Here is a 14,829-nt window from a genome sequence, read left to right as displayed (position 1 = left end):
CCGGTGGGCGCACGGTCTGAGCCTAGGAATTCAGCGATTCCCGTCCTTGCAAGTGCTGACCCACCGGCCGCTACCGGCACCGAACCTGCCAGAGATGGCGAGGCCCGGTAAGCCCCCATTAGTCCTCCAAGGCGAAGGAGCCCGTCTCGACGTCCCCGGCGCGCTGGTAGCTCGCGATCAGCGCACCGGTCGTGGTGACCTTCGAGCCGGTGAGCCGCCAGCTGCGCGGGATCGTGCCGTCGCCGAACAGCCGCTTGCCCTGGCCGAGCGTCACCGGGTCGATGATCAGCCGCAGCTCGTCGACCAGGTCCTCGCGCAGCAGGGTCTGGATCAGCCCGGCGCTGCCGTGCACCTGCAGCTCACCGCCGTCCTGGGCCTTGAGCGCCCGCACCGCCTCGGCGACGTCGCCCTCGAGCAGCCGCGCGGTGTCCCAGTCCAGCGAGGTCAGCGTGCGCGACGCGACGTGCTTGGTCTTGGTCTGCAGGCCCACCGTGACGTTGTCGTCGCCCTCCACCCGCGGCCAGTGCGCGGCGAAGATCTCGTAGGTCGTCCGGCCGAGCAGGAAGTCCTGCGCCCCGGCGAACCACTCGTCCATCTGCTGACCGAAGACCTCGTCGGCGTACGGGAACGACCAGCCGCCGAAGGCGAACCCGCCCGAGGGGTCCTCCTCCGGCCCGCCGGGGGCCTGCATGACCCCGTCGAGGGTCAGGAACGTGGTGACGACGAGCGGACGCATGGCTTCCTCCTGCGGGGTTCGTGGGGCTCCGTCGTCAAGACGTCGAACGGGACCGCCGCTCATCGACACCGCCGCGGAAGTTTTTCCTCCAGCCGCCGGGCGCGCGTGCCGATGGAGCACCATGGGCAGGCAGCGCACCGATTCCGAGCGGCAGATCGCCGAGCTGCTGCAGACGGCGAAGAAGTCGCTGCGCCTGTCGGTGGCGTTCCTGAGCCGGCTCGACGGGACGACGCAGCACCTCGAGGTCGTCGAGTCGAGCATCCCGGTGCTGTTCCAGGAGAAGGTGACGCAGGTCCAGGAGACCTCGCTGTGCCAGGCGATCCTCGACGGGAAGCTGCCCCCGGTCATCCCCGACCTCACGGCCTTCCCGGCCGCGATGGCGCTGCCCGCCGCCCGGATGCCGCGGATCCGCAGCTACGTCTCGGTCCCCGTCCGGCTGTCCGACGGCTCGCTCTACGGGACGTTCTGCGCCGCCGGGCTGACCTCCGACAAGGAGCTGACGAAGCGCGACAAGGCGCTCATGGACGTGCTCGCCTCGGCCGCGGCGGTCATCGTCGAGCCGGAGGTCCGCGCGCAGGAGCGCCGCACGGAGGTCCTCGGGCGGATCGGCCCGGTGATCGCCGCCGGCGGACCGACCGTCGTCCTGCAGCCGATCGTCCGGCTGCTCACCGGTGAGCGGATCGGCACCGAGGCGCTCAGCCGCTTCCCCGCCGAGTGGGGGACGACGCCCGACGTCGTCTTCGCCGAGGCGCACAGCGTCGGCGAGGGCCACCGGCTGGAGTTGCTCGCCCTCGAGCGCGCCGCCGCCCACCTGGACCGGGTCGGCGGCTACGTCGGCATGAACCTCTCCCCCGCCACGCTGCTCACCGACGAGGCGGCGGCGCTGTTCGACCGCCTCCCGCTCGGCCGGGTCCTGCTTGAGCTCAGCGAGCACGACCCCGTCGACGACTACGCCGCGCTCGCCCGCGTGCTCGACCCGCTGCGCGCCCGCGGGCTGCGGCTGGCCATCGACGACGTCGGCGCCGGCTTCAGCTCGCTGCGGCACATCGTCGTCACCTCCCCCGACGTGCTGAAGCTCGACCGCAGCCTGGTGTCGGGGGTGGACGCCGACCCGGTGCTGTCGACGTTGGTGCGCTCGCTGGTCGAGTTCGCGCACGGCTGCTCGGCGCAGGTGGTCGCGGAGGGCGTGGAGACCGCCGCCGAGGCCGCGGCGCTGCTGGCGCTGGGGGTCGACCTCGGCCAGGGCTGGCACTTCGGCCGGCCCGGCCCGGTCGAGGCGCTGCTCGCCCCCGAGGCCGCGCTGACCGCCTGAGCCCGCACGGCCGGGAACAGAACCCGCCCGCCCGCACTTGGGGCCGGAAGAGGAGGCGCGTCCGCTTGCGCCGTCCCTCCGACAGCCAGCGAGCGAGGAGCACACATGCCCAAGACGTGGTTCATCACCGGCGCCTCCCGCGGCTTCGGCCGCGAGTGGGCCGTCGCCGCCCTGGAGCGGGGCGACTCGGTGGCCGCGACCGCCCGGGACACCTCGACCCTCGACGACCTGGTCGAGCGCTTCGGCGACCGGCTGCTGCCCGTCCAGCTCGACGTCGACGACCGCGAGGCCGACATCGCCGCGGTGAAGCAGGCCCACGAGCACTTCGGCCGGCTCGACGTCGTGGTGAACAACGCCGGCTACGGGCAGTTCGGGATGATCGAGGAGATCACCGAGGCCGAGGCGCGCGCCCAGTTCGAGACCAACGTCTTCGGTGCCCTGTGGGTGACCCAGGCGGCGCTGCCGTACCTGCGGGAGCAGCGCTCGGGCCACATCCTCCAGGTCTCGTCGATCGGCGGGATCAGCGCGTTCCCGAACATCGGCATCTACAACGCGTCGAAGTGGGCGCTGGAGGGCTTCAGCCAGGCGCTGGCCCAGGAGGTCGCCGACTTCGGCATCCGCGTCACGCTCATCGAGCCGGGCGCCTTCTCCACCGACTGGGGCGGCGCCTCGGCCCGGCACGCCGCCCCCAACCCGGCCTACGACGAGTTCCGCGTCAAGGCCGCCGAGCAGCGCCGCGCGCGGGTGGCCGGCACCGGTGACCCCACCGCCAGCGCCGCGGCCGTGCTCGCCGTGGTCGACGCGGAGGACCCGCCGCTGCGGATCTTCCTCGGCGGCACCCCGCTGCGCATCGCCGCGGCCGACTACGAGTCCCGCCTCGCCGAGTGGCGGGCGTGGGAGGACGTCGCCGTCGCTGCCGCCGGCCCGCAGAGCTGACCCCCTCCGCTCTCGGTGCGGAAAGCGGTCCCGCTTTCCGCACCGAGAGCGGTCAGCGGTCGACGGGGTCGGGGATCGACGCGCCCGAGGGCAGGCCGGCGTCGACGTGCGCCTGCAGGATCGGCTCCCACTCCGCCACGTCGCCGTGCGGCCCGCTGGTGGGGACGCCGTCGAGCCGCTTGCCCAGCACGTCCAGGCAGACGTACCAGCCGCCGGCGTTGCGGGCCGCCGCAGAGCGGTCGTCGAGCACGTTCACCAGCGTGAGCCGGCACCAGCCGTCGCCGGTCGGCTCGAGGGTGAGGTGCAGCTCGTCCTCGTACCAGGTGAACGCCAGCCGGTGGGGCGGGTCCCAGACCAGGATCGTGCCGTCCGCGGCCGCTGCGTAGGGGTCGTCGGCGAAGGCGATCCGGCCGCCCTCGCGCGGCTCGATCTCCACCTTCGACGGGAACCAGTGCTGCAGCTCCGCGGGGTCGCTGACCGCCGTCCACACCCGCTCGACCGGGTGCCGGTAGGTCCGCACGAAACGCACCGCCGGGCGGCCCTCGTGCTCCACGTACGTACCCAGGTCGTCCTTCACGAGCGCTCCTCCATCCGGTCCAGGTGGCTGCCGAGTGCGTCGAGGCGGTCGTTCCAGAGCGAGCGGTAGGGGGCCAGCCACTCGTCCAGCTCGGCCAGCGGCGCCGGGTCGAGCGCGTAGATGCGCCGCTGCGCATCCGGCAGGACCGTGACCAGCCCCGCCTCCCGCAGCACCCGCAGGTGCTTGGACGTCGCCGGCTGGGTCAGCCCCAGCGCCCCCACGAGCTCGCCGACGGCCCGTGGCCGCTCCCGCAGCAGGCCGAGCACGGCCCGCCGGTGGGGGTCGGTCAGCGCCGCCCACGTGGCCTCACGCACGCTGCCGAGCATGCCTCGCAAGGCATATGCTCGTCAAGGCATATACCGCCCCCGGGGTCGCACCCGCGCCCCGCCTCAGGCGGACACGGCGAGGTGCGGCTCCAGCGCGGCCATGAGGGCCGCCTGCGGCCGCGCCCCGACGACGGTGGTGACGAGCTCGCCGCCGACGAACAGGGCGAGCGTCGGCATCCCCATGACGCCGTAGCGCCGGGTCACCTCGGGGTTCTCGTCGACGTCGAGGGTCACGACCGACATCCGGCCGGCCTGCTCGGCGGCGATCCGCTCCAGCACCGGCTTGATCATCTTGCAGGGCGGGCACCAGTCGGCGGTGAAGTCGACGAGCACCGGGCGCTCGCCGCCGAGGACGTCGGCGGCGAACGTCGCGTCGGTGGTGCGGGGCAGGGACACGGGAACCTCCGGGGGACGACGGGTCAGCGGTTGACCTGGGCGATCAGCCGGTCGTGCGGGCCGGTCTCCGCGCCGCACTCGCAGACGAGGCGGGCGGTCACCCGGCCGCCGCAGCCGCCGTGGCGGTACACGACCTCCTGCGGGGCACCGGCGCCGAGGTGGCGCTCCCCCCAGTCGGACATCGCGGCGAGCAGCGGGAGCAGGTCGGCCCCGGCGTCGGTGAGCACGTACTCCGTGCGCTCCCGGCTGCCGGGGAGCCGGTAGGGGCGGGTGGCGAGGACGCCCGCCGCGGTCAGCCGGCGCAGCCGGTCGGACAGCACGGTCCGCGGCGCCCCGGTGGCCGCCGCCAGCTCGTCGAACCGGCGCAGGCCGAGCGAGACCTCGCGGACGACGAGCAGCGCCCACCGTTCCCCCACGAGGGCCAGCACCTGCGCCACGCCGTCCGCCACGGTCCTGAGTCTAGACCCTGGATCCAGCATTCCCGCAAGCACGCGGACGTGCTTCATCGCGATCAAGCGCGGTGCTTCATCGCGATGAAGCGCCCGGGTCTCAGACGAGGGCGGCGAGGTGCGGCTCGATCTCCTGCATGATCGACCAACCCGGCCGGCCGCCGACCATCGTCGTCACCATCTGGCCGCGCACGAACAGCGCCAGCGTCGGCATCCCCATGACCTTGTACGCCGACGCGGTCGCCGGGCTCTCGTCGACGTCGAGAGCGACCACCTTGAGCCGCGCCGCCTGGTCGACGGAGAGGTTCTCCAGCACCGGCGCCATCATCTTGCAGGGGGCGCACCAGGCGGCGCCGAACTCGACCAGCACCGGCTTCGGGCTGGCCAGGACGTCGTCGGCGAAGGTGGCGTCGGTGGTGTGCTGCACGGGCATCGGGGGATCCCTCCTCGGCGGGCGGCCCTTCCCGGGCCGGTCGCGCTCCAGCCTCCGGACGTCGCTTGCAGCCGCCTTGCAGGCGACCTGGGGAGCGGTCACGACCGCGGCCGCACCAGCCAGAGCCCCGTCGCGTCCCGCCCCCCGCAGGTTCCCACCACGACCGCGCCGGCGGAAGTGAGGACGGGTGCTCCAGGGTGCCGCGCCTCGGGCAGACCGGTTGCGAGACGGCCGCGGTCGAGCACGGCGGACATGGGACGATGGCACACCCGCCGCCGCGCCGCTGTCGTCAGTGCTTCCGCTGAGGCTTCCGGCACCGGGTATCTCAGCGCTAAGGTATCGCCCCATGAGTGCGCCGTCCCGCCGGGTTCGCATCGGGATCGACACCGGGGGGACGTTCACCGACGTCGTCGCGGTGGACGAGGAGACCGGCCGGACGACGACCACCAAGACGCCGTCCACCCCCGCGGACCCGGCGGAGGGCTTCCTGGCCGGCGTCCGCAAGGTGCTCGGCCTGCTCGAGCTCGACGGCGGGTCGATCACCGCGGTCAGCCACGGGACGACGGTGGCCACCAACCAGCTGCTCGAGGGCAAGCTGGACCGGATCGGCTTCATCACCACCGAGGGCTACGAGTCGGTGCTCGAGATCGCCCGGCAGTCGGTGCCCGACGGCTACGGCAACAGCTACTTCTGGGTCAAGCCGCCGCGGATCGTGCCGGCCGACCTGGTCCGCACCGTGCGCGGCCGGCTGGACTTCCGCGGCGAGGAGGTCCGCCCCTTCGACCGGGACGACGCCGTCGCCGCCGTCCGCTTCTTCAAGGACGCCGGCATCCGCACCCTCGGCGTCTGCTTCCTGCACTCCTACGCGAACGACGCGCACGAGCGGGCGGTGCTCGAGGTGATCGAGGCCGAGTACCCCGAGGCGGTGGTCTCGCTCTCCAGCGAGGTGCTGCGCGAGTACCGCGAGTACGAGCGGTCGGTGACGACGCTGGTCGACGCCGCGGTCAAGCCGAAGGTCGGCGCCTACGTCACCAACATCCGCACCCGGCTGGACGAGATCGCCCCCGGCGTGCCCTTCTACGTGATGAAGAGCAACGGCGGCGTGCTGTCGGCGCAGGAGGTCGTGCACCAGCCGATCACCACGATGCTCTCCGGCCCGGCCGCGGGCGCCCTCGGCGCGGCGCTCATCGCCGGGACCGCCGGCTTCGACCGGGTGCTCACCTGCGACGGCGGCGGCACCTCGACCGACGTCACCGTGGTCATCGACGGCGAGCCGACGCTCACCACCGAGGGCTCGGTCGGCGACTACCCGTCGAAGATCCCGATGATCGACGTCGTCACCGTGGGCGCCGGCGGCGGCTCGATCGCCTGGCTCTCGCCGGAGGGCACGCTCAAGGTGGGCCCGAAGTCGGCCGGCGCCGACCCCGGCCCGATGTGCTACCCGTCCGGGGGCGACCAGCCCACGGTCACCGACGCGCACGTCGTGCTCGGCCGGATCCCCCCGCACCTGCTGGGCGGGGAGATCCCGCTGTCGGTGGAGGCGGCCACGGCCGGGCTCGAGCGGCTCGGGGCGGAGCTGGACCTCTCCCTCGAGCGCACGGCCACCGGCATCCTGGAGATCTCCGCCTGGAACCAGGCCAACGCGCTGCGCCAGGTCACCGTGGCCAAGGGCCTCGACGTCCGCGACTTCACCCTGACGACGTTCGGCGGGTCGGGCTCGCTGCTGGCCTGCCGGCTGATGGACATCCTCGGCGTGCCGCGCACGCTGGTGCCGCCGAACCCCGGCAACGTCAGCGCGTTCGGCCTGCTCACCGTCGACGTCCGCAACGACTACGTGCAGACGGTGGTCTCCAAGCACGCCGACCTCGACCTCGACCGGGTCAAGGCCGTCTACGCGGAGCTGGAGGACCAGGCGCAGGCGGCCCTGGACGGCGAGGGTTTCGGCCGCGAGGTGCAGCGGATGCAGCGCACCGCCGACCTGCGCTACGTCGGCCAGGCCTTCGAGGTGCGCGTCCCGGTGGCCGACGGCGTCCTCGACCGCGGGGCGGCCGAGGCGGTGGCCCAGGCGTTCCACGCCGCGCACCGGCAGCTCTACGGCTACGACTTCGCCGACGACCCGCGCCAGGCCGTGGAGTGGGTGAACCTGCGGGTGAGCGGGATCGGGCCGATCCGCCGTCCGGACATGGTCGAGCTCGACGCCCGGGACGGCGGGACGGACCGGGCCGTCACGGGCTCGCGCCGGGTGTTCTTCGACGACTGGGTGGACACCCCCACCTACAACCGGCCCGAGCTCGGGCCGGGCGACGTGGTGAGCGGTCCGGCGATCATCGAGGAGTTCGGCTCGACGGTGCCGGTGCACCCGGGCTTCCGCGCCACCGTGGACACCTACGGGAACCTGCTGCTCACGAAGGAGTCGGACCAGTGACCTCCCCGAACGGCAAGGTCGAGGCCGACCCGGTCCTCGTCGAGATCGTCGCCGGCACGCTGGCCGCGATCGAGAAGGAGGTCGAGACGTCGATCGGGCGCACCTCGCGCTCGCCGATGATCCGCGACGCCCACGACTTCCGGGCCGGCATCCACGACCGCAAGCTGCGCAAGCTCACCGGCCGCTCGTACTCGGCGCTGGTGCACCCCGTCGTCCGGGACTACCCGATCGAGACAATGAGCGTCGGCGACGTCTTCTTCCACAACGACGTCTACCTCTCCGAGGGCGGGATCGGCCACCTGCCCGACCTGTGCGTGACGGTGCCGGTGTTCGCGGCGTCCCCGGAGACCGGCGAGCCGGAGGTGGTCGCCTTCATCCAGGCGTTCGGCCACCACGACGACATCGGCGGCGCGGTGCCCGGCTCGATGCCGTCGGCGGCGACCAGCGTGTACGAGGAGGGCCTGATGGTCCCCCCGATCAAGCTGTGGGACCGCGGCGTGCCCAACGAGAGCGCGCTGAAGATCATGACCCGCAACTCGCGGATGCCCGACTCGCTGGCCGCCGACCTCGACGCCGAGTGCTCGGCCTGCCTGGCCGGCGCCCGCCGCCTGGGCGAGCTGTTCGACCGCTACGGCGTGGCCGCGGTCGAGGCGTGCTTCGAGGCGATCCTCGCGAACTCCACCGAGGTCTACCGGCGGGAGATCCTGTCGCAGATCCCCGACGGCACCTACGTCTGGGAGGACTACGCCGAGCACGACGGCGTGGAGGAGCCGAAGCTGCACCGCCAGCGGATCACGCTGACCATGGACTCCTCCGCGGAGGTGCCCCTGGTCATCGACTTCACCGGCACCGGCCCGCAGGCCAAGGGCCCCATCAACCACTGCGGCGACTACGCCGACGGCAACTTCCTCAAGAAGTGGCTGGCGCCGATCCTGCGCAACCTGGCCGGGACGCCGGAGCGGATGGCGCAGCTCGACGTCAACGAGGGCGTCGTGCCGCTGATCGAGATGCGCTTCCCCGAGAAGGGCACGCTGCTCACGCCGATCTTCCCGGCGCCGACCAACGCCCGGACGTTCGTCATCCTGCGGCTGCTCGGCGTGCTCGCCGGCGTGCTGGCCAAGGCCACCGGCGGCCGCATGCCGGCCGACCAGGAGACCATCCGCTACACCGGCGTCTACGGCACCGACCTCGACGGCAACCCCTACCTCATGCGCGAGGTGCTCGGCGGCGGCTCGGGCGGCCGGTACTACGCCGACGGCGAGGACACCATCCACGTCGTCCCCGACTCGCGGAACCTGCCGACCGAGTTCACCGAGGGCCGCTTCCCGCTGCGGGTGGAGCGGCTCGGCCTGGCGGTGGACTCGGGCGGGCCCGGGCGCTACCGCGGCGGCTGCGGCTACGAGAAGCACATCCGGGTGCTCCACGACGCGCACTTCATGTCGATCGCCGACCGCTCGATCCTGGCCTGCTGGGGTGTCAAGGGCGGCAAGGCCGGGCGGCCGTTCCAGATCACCGTCGACCCGGGCGGCCCCGACGAGCACGACGTCGACGCGCTGGCCGACGCCGAGCCGCTGAAGGCCGGCACCGTCGTCCGGATCCGGACGACCGGTGGCGGCGGCTGGGGCGACCCGCTGGACCGGCCGGTCGAGGAGGTGCTGCGCGACATCGCGTGGCGCAAGGTGTCGGTCGCCGGCGCACGGGACGACTACGGCGTGGTGGTGCTGGAGTCCGGCGAGGCCGACCTCGCGGCGACCGAGGCCCTGCGCGCCGACATGCGGGCCGCCCGCACCGGCGACGAGCCGTTCTTCGACCGCGGCCCGGGCTACGCCCAGCTCTCCGGCGGCGCCGCCTTCAACGAGTTCGACGTCCTCTGATCACCCACGGTCATGGCGCCGGAACCACCTCCGGCGGCCCCGGCGTGCTTCCGGCGCCGTGATCACGGGGGCGGGGTCCGGCGAGGGCGGCGGGCGGGTGGCCCGCCAGTGCTCGAGGAGCGCGTCGAGGTCGGCCATGCCCGGGACGGCGTCCGCCCGGTCGGCGGGACGGCGCCAGTGGGCCGCGACGCGGTCGTTGAAGTCCTCGACCAGCGCCCGCACGGCCACCTCCGACGGCAGGTGCGCGACGACCCCGGGCAGGCCGTCGCGCTCCTTCCGCAGGGCCAGGCCCGGCGGCAGCATGCCGTCGGTGCCGCCGTTCTCCCGTCGCGCCCACTGCAGCGCCCAGTCGTAGCTGGTCTGCTCGCGGTCGCGGCGGGGCAGCGGCCGCCCGGCCCCCTCGAGGCGCTCGAACGCGCCCCGGGCCTGCGCCTGCGTGATCTGGTGGTCGATCCAGGTCTCGAAGGACATGCCGCGGGGCTTGCACTCGGTCATCGCCCTCGTTGATACCCGGTTCAGGCCGCGGTGCGCAGCGACCGCAGGGCCGGGGTCACGCGGACCAGCTCGTCGAGCATCGCCTTGGCGCCGGCCTCGAGCTCGGCGTCGGGCGCGAACTCGCCGTCCTCGGTGAGGAACTGCGCCAAGAACGGGATGGACACCGCCTCGACCACCGGCAGCATGCGCAGCGAGGCGAGCACCGGCTTGGTCGCCGTGGCCGCGCACAGGCCGGCCGAGACGCCGCCGTAGCCGATCAGCCCGGCCGCCATGTCGGCCCACTCGACCGAGAGGTGGTCCAGGGCGTTCTTCAGCGAGGCTCGTCGAAGACCGGCAGGCCGACCTCGGCCAGGTCGAGGAGCTCGACGTCGAAGCCCGCGTGCTGCTCGGCGAACCGCTGGAATCAGCGGGCGACGGCGATGCCCTTGCCGGTCACGCAGCGTGACCGCGCTCGAGTCACGATCCGGCGACGACCGGCCGGTTCCGGTTGCCCGAGCGGCCCGCTGCTGCCCCTCTCGGGTGCGTTCGCGCAGCGTAGGGACCTGCCACGATCGGGTGACACGCCTCGTCGGGGAGGCGCGACGCCGATGACGGTCCGTGCACCCTGTCCGGGTGCCGTCGTCGTTCGTCCCGGGGTTGCCGGACCTCCCGCCCGACCTCGCCGGACCGGTGGCGGTGGAGCTGGCCAAGCCGGTGCGCGACATCCCGCCCCCGAGCGGGCTGCCGGGCGGCTGCCGCTACGAGCCCAAGTGGGACGGCTACCGGCTCGTCGTCGTCCGCGCGGCGCGCTCCACCCGGCTGTGGTCCAAGCAGGGCCGCGACCTCACCGACCGCTTCCCCGACATCGCCGCCGCGGCCGTGGCCCAGGTGCCGGCCGGCAGCGTGGTCGACGGCGAGGTGGTCGTCTGGAACGGCTCCCGGCTGGACTTCGGCCTGCTCCAGCAGCGCATCTCGACGGCGCCGGGCCGGATCCCCGCCCTGGTCGCCGCCGCCCCGGCCTCGTACGTCGCCTTTGACCTGCTGGCCGCCGGCGGCACCGACCTGCGCCGGCGCACCCTGCGCGTCCGCCGCGAGCAGCTGGAGGCGCTGGCCGCACGGTGGGCGCCCCCGCTGCAGCTCTCGCCCCTGACCGCGGACGTCGAGGAGGCCCGGCAGTGGTTCACCGACTTCCGCCCCGCCGGCGTCGAGGGCCTGGTGGTCAAGGGCGCCTCCAGCCGCTACGCGCCGGGCCGCCGCGAGTGGCTCAAGGTCAAGTCCTGGGAGACGACGGAGATCATCGCCGGCGGTGTGATCGGCTCGATCGAGAAGCCGAGCCAGCTCGTCGCCGGCCTGGTGCGCGACGGCGAGCTGGTGGTCGTCGGGCGCACCAGCCCCCTCTCGCCGCGGCAGGCCGCCGAGCTGGCCGCCGTCCTGCGCCCGGCCGGCCCCGACCACCCGTGGCCCGACCGGATCGGCACCGGCCGGTTCGGCGGCGGCCGGCTCTCGGTGCCGCTGACGAAGGTGGAGCCGGACGTCGTCGTCGAGGTCAGCGCCGACGCGGCGCTGCAGGCCGGCGTCTTCCGGCACCCGATGCGCTTCGTCCGGGTGCGGGCCGACCTGCGCCCCGAGGACCTCGCGGAGCTCTAAGGCTCCTGCGGGGTGCGGCCGAGGGCGACGAGGAAGCGGCGCAGCAGGTCGCCCAGCTGCGCCCGCTCGGCGGCGGAGAGGCCCGCGAGCAGCCGCCGTTCGGTGTCCAGGTGGTCGGGGAGGGCGGCGTCCAGCGCCGCGCGGCCCGCGTCGGTCAGCGTGACGACGACGGCGCGCCCGTCGGCCTCGCTGCGCTCGCGGGTGATGAGGCCCTTCTCCTCCAGCCGGTCCAGCCGTTGGGTGATGGCCCCCGACGTCACCAGCGCCGTGCGCATCAGCGCCGTGGGCGTGAGCTGGTAGGGCTCGCCGGCCCGGCGCAGCGCCGCGAGCACGTCGAAGGCCGGCGCGTCGAGGCCGTGCCGGGCGAAGGTGGCCCGCTGGGCGAGGTGGACCTCCCGCTGGGCCTGGGTGATCCGCCCGATGATGCCCATCGGCGAGCAGTCGAGGTCGGGCCGCTCCCGCGCCCACTGCTCGAGGATCAGGTCGACGGCGTCCCGCCCGTCGCCGCTCACGCGGCGTCCGCCAGGTCGGCCAGGTGCTCGGCGAAGGTGCGCGGCGGCCGGCCCAGCAGCGCGGTGAGCACGCGGGGGCTGCCGGTGAACCCGTGCGCCCGGTAGTGGTCGAACATGGTGCGCAGGCACCGCCCGGCGTAGGAGGTCGGCACGTCCCCCCGGGGGACGGCGTCCTCGGCCACCACCCCGCGACCGAGCCGCTCGCCCATCAGCTCGGCCAGCCGCGGCGCGGTGAGCGGCTCCGGCCCGACCGCCTCGAAGGTGCCGCCGTCCAGGCCGTCCTCGGTGAGCAGCACCGCCGCGGCCTCGGCGACGTCGCGCACGTCCACCAGCGACTGGGCCTGCTGCAGCCCCCACTGGCTGCGCAGCACCCCGCGGGCGGCCACCTCGGGCAGCTGCCCGTCGAAGTTGTCGGCGTAGGCGCACGGCTGCAGCACCCGCCACGGCACCCCGCTGACGTCCAGGGCCTCCTCGGCGCGGTCCTTGCCCGCGTGGTGCGGCATCACCCGCGCCTGGGGCCGCAGCACCGAGTGGTAGACCAGCCGCGGCAGCCCGGCGCGGCGGGCCTCGGCGAACAGCGCCCGGGCGCCCTCGGCCTCGCCGGGGTCGAAGTTGGGCCAGATCAGGTACATCGCGTCGGCGCCGGCGAGCAGGTCGCGCCACGGCTGCGGCCGGGTGAGCTCGCCCTGCACCACCTCGGCGCCCAGCGCCTGCAGCTCGGGGCGCGACCGGCGCCGGGAGACGACCGCGCGCACCGCCTCGCCCCGCTCGCGCAGGGCCCGGACGACGGCGGTGCCGGTGGTCCCGCCGGCCGCCGTCACCACGATCACAGTCGGTACCTCAACAGTGAAGTATCTCGGCAGTCAAGCGACGCGGCGGGCCGGCACCCGGTCGATCCGTCCGGGTGAGCCGTCCCGGTCAGCTGTCCCGGTCAGCGCAGCGCGGTGCTGAGCCGCACGGTGAGCCCGGCCGGGCCGGGGACCAGGTCGACGTGGTCGAAGAGCTTGCGGGCCAGCCACAGGCCCATGCCGCCGCGGCCGAGGTCGAAGCCGTGCGCAGGGATGAACCCGGCCAGGGGGTCGGCGAACGCCCTGCCGCTGTCGGTGATGTGGCAGACCAGCCGGGTGCCGTCGCTCCACAGCCGCGCGGAGACCGGCCGGCGGCCGTGCCGGAACGCGTTCGCGGCCACCTCGCTGATGCCGAGGCGGAGGTCCTCCAGCTGCTCCTCGTCGCCGGTCAGCCCGGGGAGCGCGTCGACGAGCCGGTGCCGGAGCTCCGGCAGCGTGGGAGCGTCGTCGACCACGACCAGCGGGGGGCCGTCCAGCAGCGGCTCGGGGACGGGCTGGAGGGAGCGGACGTAGTCGGCGGGGCTCAGGTAGGCGTCGTTGCTCTTCCACGCCGTCCCGGACGCCAGGTGCGGATGCGTGCTGGCGGCGCTGGCGACCAGGTCCGCGGGCAGCCGGCGGGCGTCGTAGATGCACAGGTTGGTCAGCGGCAGGTCGGCCAGGACGTGGTTGACCACGGCCTCGATCCGCATCTCCTCGCGCACCTGCCGCGGGTCGTCGGTCGCCGGCACCTCGGCCAGCACCCGCACCCGGCCGGCACCGCCCCGGGTGGCCCGGTGGGTGTACTGCCGCAGGTGGGTGAAGACGTCGGGGCCCGCCGTCTCGGCCGGGATGAGGCCGGTGTCGTACTCGACCCGCCCGCCGGCCGTGCCCAGCTCGCGGCGGACGACGTCCGCCGTCTCGGCGCGGCAGGCGAGCACGGTGAGTTCCCCTGCGGCCAGCCCCTCCTCCAGGTACGGGACGGCGAGCTCGAGCAGGGTGGTGTCGGAGTCGAACACCCCGGCGCCGTGCCGGAAGGAGCCCGCGCCCTCGGGCACGGCGTCGTCCGGGGCCGACCTGGCGCCGGGCACGGCTGAGGGCGCGATCTCCTCAGACGTTCCGTTCACAGGCCCCTCGACCGTGCTCCTGGCGGTGCCCCGCACCGCTGCTGTCAGCGCTCACATCGATTGTCGGCCGCTGCCCACCCGAGCTTGACACGGGGTGGTGCGTTCCGCGTCACGAACCGGGAGGGGGAGCGGCCAGCCGGCCGGCGCACGAGGCCGTGCCCAGCCAGGTGTGCGGGGCACCCTGGTAGCACCAGCCCAGCCGCGGACGGCGGGCGCTCACCCACAGCGCGGGCACCCGCTTGTCCCCCGTCCGGGAGCCGGCCAGCGAGAAGCAGTTGCGCGACCGCAGCACGCCGTGGTCGGAGACGAGGACCGCCACGCCCTCCGCGACGGTCAGCGGGGTGCGCCCGGCCGCGGCGATCTCCTCGGTCGCGCGGGTCGGCGGCAGGCCCAGCGTGTCCGGCCCCGGGTCCACGTCGAGCAGCAGGTACGGCGTCGCCGGGACGTCGAGCTCGGGCAGCGGGCGGAAGCCGGCGAGGTCGCCGGGCTCCATCGTGGTGAACCCGGCGCCGCCGACCATCCGGACCGTGCCGAGCACGTCGACGACCGGCGCGTCCGGGACGACGACGACGAACGGGATGCCGCTGCTCCCCGGCAGGGTCGGCAGCAGGTCCCGCAGCGGCTCCAGCCACGCGCGGAAGCACTCGTCGGCGAGCTCGCGCCAGGCCGGCAGCCCCGCCGTCACCAGCGCGTCCACCTGCCGGTCGAACTCCAGGTCGGCCTCGGTGCGGACGACGGGCGGCTGCACCGCGGTCGTCGGCTCCACAGCGGTCATCGGGTC

General features: G+C 74.2%; 17 protein-coding genes. 5 read left to right on the top strand and 12 right to left on the bottom strand.

What is annotated here, in order from left to right; all coding sequences use genetic code 11:
* Positions 1-118 precede the first annotated feature (118 nt).
* Positions 119-736 (bottom strand): dihydrofolate reductase family protein, encoded by a 618-nt coding sequence (locus tag ACI797_RS14300; RefSeq protein ID WP_456859339.1) that lies wholly within the window; start codon positions 734-736, stop codon positions 119-121.
* A gap of 121 nt (positions 737-857) precedes the next feature.
* Here ACI797_RS14300 and ACI797_RS14295 point away from each other — a divergent pair, with 121 nt between their 5' ends.
* Complete coding sequence (locus ACI797_RS14295; RefSeq protein WP_456859338.1) at positions 858-2,048, top strand: EAL domain-containing protein; 1,191 nt, start codon at positions 858-860, stop codon at positions 2,046-2,048.
* 105 nt (positions 2,049-2,153) lie between these two features.
* Entirely contained in the window at positions 2,154-2,984 is an 831-nt protein-coding gene (locus tag ACI797_RS14290) for an SDR family oxidoreductase (RefSeq protein ID WP_456859337.1), read from the top strand.
* Positions 2,985-3,036: 52 nt separating this feature from the next.
* Here ACI797_RS14290 and ACI797_RS14285 read toward each other — a convergent pair whose 3' ends face one another.
* From ACI797_RS14285 to ACI797_RS14265, 5 genes are all read right to left on the bottom strand, one after another.
* Positions 3,037-3,561 carry an SRPBCC family protein gene (locus tag ACI797_RS14285; protein WP_456859336.1) on the bottom strand — a complete coding sequence of 175 codons (525 nt, stop codon included), beginning with the start codon at positions 3,559-3,561 and terminating at the stop codon, positions 3,037-3,039.
* Positions 3,558-3,875 carry an ArsR/SmtB family transcription factor gene (locus ACI797_RS14280; protein ID WP_456859335.1) on the bottom strand — a complete coding sequence of 106 codons (318 nt, stop codon included), beginning with the start codon at positions 3,873-3,875 and terminating at the stop codon, positions 3,558-3,560. The genes ACI797_RS14285 and ACI797_RS14280 overlap by 4 nt, the downstream gene beginning before the upstream one ends.
* Positions 3,876-3,950: 75 nt before the next feature.
* Positions 3,951-4,283 (bottom strand): thioredoxin, encoded by a 333-nt coding sequence (gene trxA / locus ACI797_RS14275; protein ID WP_456859334.1) that lies wholly within the window; start codon positions 4,281-4,283, stop codon positions 3,951-3,953.
* 23 nt (positions 4,284-4,306) lie between these two features.
* Complete coding sequence (locus ACI797_RS14270) at positions 4,307-4,732, bottom strand: winged helix-turn-helix transcriptional regulator (protein ID WP_456542220.1); 426 nt, start codon at positions 4,730-4,732, stop codon at positions 4,307-4,309.
* Positions 4,733-4,832: 100 nt separating this feature from the next.
* Complete coding sequence (locus ACI797_RS14265) at positions 4,833-5,165, bottom strand: thioredoxin family protein (RefSeq protein ID WP_456859332.1); 333 nt, start codon at positions 5,163-5,165, stop codon at positions 4,833-4,835.
* A gap of 346 nt (positions 5,166-5,511) precedes the next feature.
* On the opposite strand from ACI797_RS14265, the gene ACI797_RS14260 reads away from it, so the two are divergent.
* Positions 5,512-7,590, top strand: a complete 2,079-nt coding sequence (locus ACI797_RS14260; RefSeq protein ID WP_456859331.1) for a hydantoinase/oxoprolinase family protein — start codon at positions 5,512-5,514, stop codon at positions 7,588-7,590.
* Positions 7,587-9,464 (top strand): hydantoinase B/oxoprolinase family protein, encoded by a 1,878-nt coding sequence (locus tag ACI797_RS14255; RefSeq protein WP_456859330.1) that lies wholly within the window; start codon positions 7,587-7,589, stop codon positions 9,462-9,464. Before ACI797_RS14260 ends, ACI797_RS14255 begins: the two co-directional genes overlap by 4 nt.
* On the opposite strand, the gene ACI797_RS14250 is transcribed toward ACI797_RS14255, so the two are convergent.
* Together ACI797_RS14250 and ACI797_RS14245 are read right to left on the bottom strand one after the other, a co-directional pair.
* Positions 9,465-9,959 (bottom strand): DnaJ family domain-containing protein, encoded by a 495-nt coding sequence (locus ACI797_RS14250; protein ID WP_456859328.1) that lies wholly within the window; start codon positions 9,957-9,959, stop codon positions 9,465-9,467.
* A gap of 20 nt (positions 9,960-9,979) precedes the next feature.
* On the bottom strand, positions 9,980-10,231 hold the full coding sequence (locus tag ACI797_RS14245; protein ID WP_456859327.1) for a hypothetical protein: 252 nt from the start codon (positions 10,229-10,231) through the stop codon (positions 9,980-9,982).
* Between the two features lie 340 nt (positions 10,232-10,571).
* On the opposite strand from ACI797_RS14245, the gene ACI797_RS14240 reads away from it, so the two are divergent.
* Complete coding sequence (locus tag ACI797_RS14240) at positions 10,572-11,585, top strand: ATP-dependent DNA ligase (protein ID WP_456859325.1); 1,014 nt, start codon at positions 10,572-10,574, stop codon at positions 11,583-11,585.
* Here ACI797_RS14240 and ACI797_RS14235 read toward each other — a convergent pair.
* From ACI797_RS14235 to ACI797_RS14220, 4 genes are all read right to left on the bottom strand, one after another.
* Positions 11,582-12,097 carry a MarR family winged helix-turn-helix transcriptional regulator gene (locus tag ACI797_RS14235; protein ID WP_456859323.1) on the bottom strand — a complete coding sequence of 172 codons (516 nt, stop codon included), beginning with the start codon at positions 12,095-12,097 and terminating at the stop codon, positions 11,582-11,584. The genes ACI797_RS14240 and ACI797_RS14235 overlap by 4 nt on opposite strands.
* Positions 12,094-12,927, bottom strand: coding sequence for an SDR family oxidoreductase (locus tag ACI797_RS14230; protein ID WP_456859322.1), 834 nt, complete (start codon positions 12,925-12,927; stop codon positions 12,094-12,096). Before ACI797_RS14230 ends, ACI797_RS14235 begins: the two co-directional genes overlap by 4 nt.
* Before the next feature lie 101 nt (positions 12,928-13,028).
* On the bottom strand, positions 13,029-14,048 hold the full coding sequence (locus ACI797_RS14225; RefSeq protein ID WP_456859321.1) for an anti-sigma factor RsbA family regulatory protein: 1,020 nt from the start codon (positions 14,046-14,048) through the stop codon (positions 13,029-13,031).
* A gap of 109 nt (positions 14,049-14,157) precedes the next feature.
* Positions 14,158-14,823 carry a DUF5701 family protein gene (locus ACI797_RS14220; RefSeq protein WP_456859320.1) on the bottom strand — a complete coding sequence of 222 codons (666 nt, stop codon included), beginning with the start codon at positions 14,821-14,823 and terminating at the stop codon, positions 14,158-14,160.
* Positions 14,824-14,829 lie beyond the last annotated feature (6 nt).

Source organism: Geodermatophilus sp. SYSU D00691, assembly GCF_054050275.1.
The sequence above is the reverse complement of the archived record's forward strand: the minus strand, read 5'-3'. Positions and strand labels throughout refer to the sequence as shown.

Excerpts from the sequence above, each read along its gene's own strand:
- ACI797_RS14265 (WP_456859332.1), bottom strand. The coding sequence starts at position 5,165 with ATGCCCGTGCAGCACACCACCGACGCCACCTTCGCCGACGACGTCCTG.
- ACI797_RS14295 (WP_456859338.1), top strand. The coding sequence starts at position 858 with ATGGGCAGGCAGCGCACCGATTCCGAGCGGCAGATCGCCGAGCTGCTG.
- ACI797_RS14220 (WP_456859320.1), bottom strand. The coding sequence starts at position 14,823 with ATGACCGCTGTGGAGCCGACGACCGCGGTGCAGCCGCCCGTCGTCCGC.
- ACI797_RS14290 (WP_456859337.1), top strand. The coding sequence starts at position 2,154 with ATGCCCAAGACGTGGTTCATCACCGGCGCCTCCCGCGGCTTCGGCCGC.
- ACI797_RS14250 (WP_456859328.1), bottom strand. The coding sequence starts at position 9,959 with ATGACCGAGTGCAAGCCCCGCGGCATGTCCTTCGAGACCTGGATCGAC.
- ACI797_RS14245 (WP_456859327.1), bottom strand. The coding sequence starts at position 10,231 with ATGGCGGCCGGGCTGATCGGCTACGGCGGCGTCTCGGCCGGCCTGTGC.
- ACI797_RS14260 (WP_456859331.1), top strand. The coding sequence starts at position 5,512 with ATGAGTGCGCCGTCCCGCCGGGTTCGCATCGGGATCGACACCGGGGGG.
- ACI797_RS14300 (WP_456859339.1), bottom strand. The coding sequence starts at position 736 with ATGCGTCCGCTCGTCGTCACCACGTTCCTGACCCTCGACGGGGTCATG.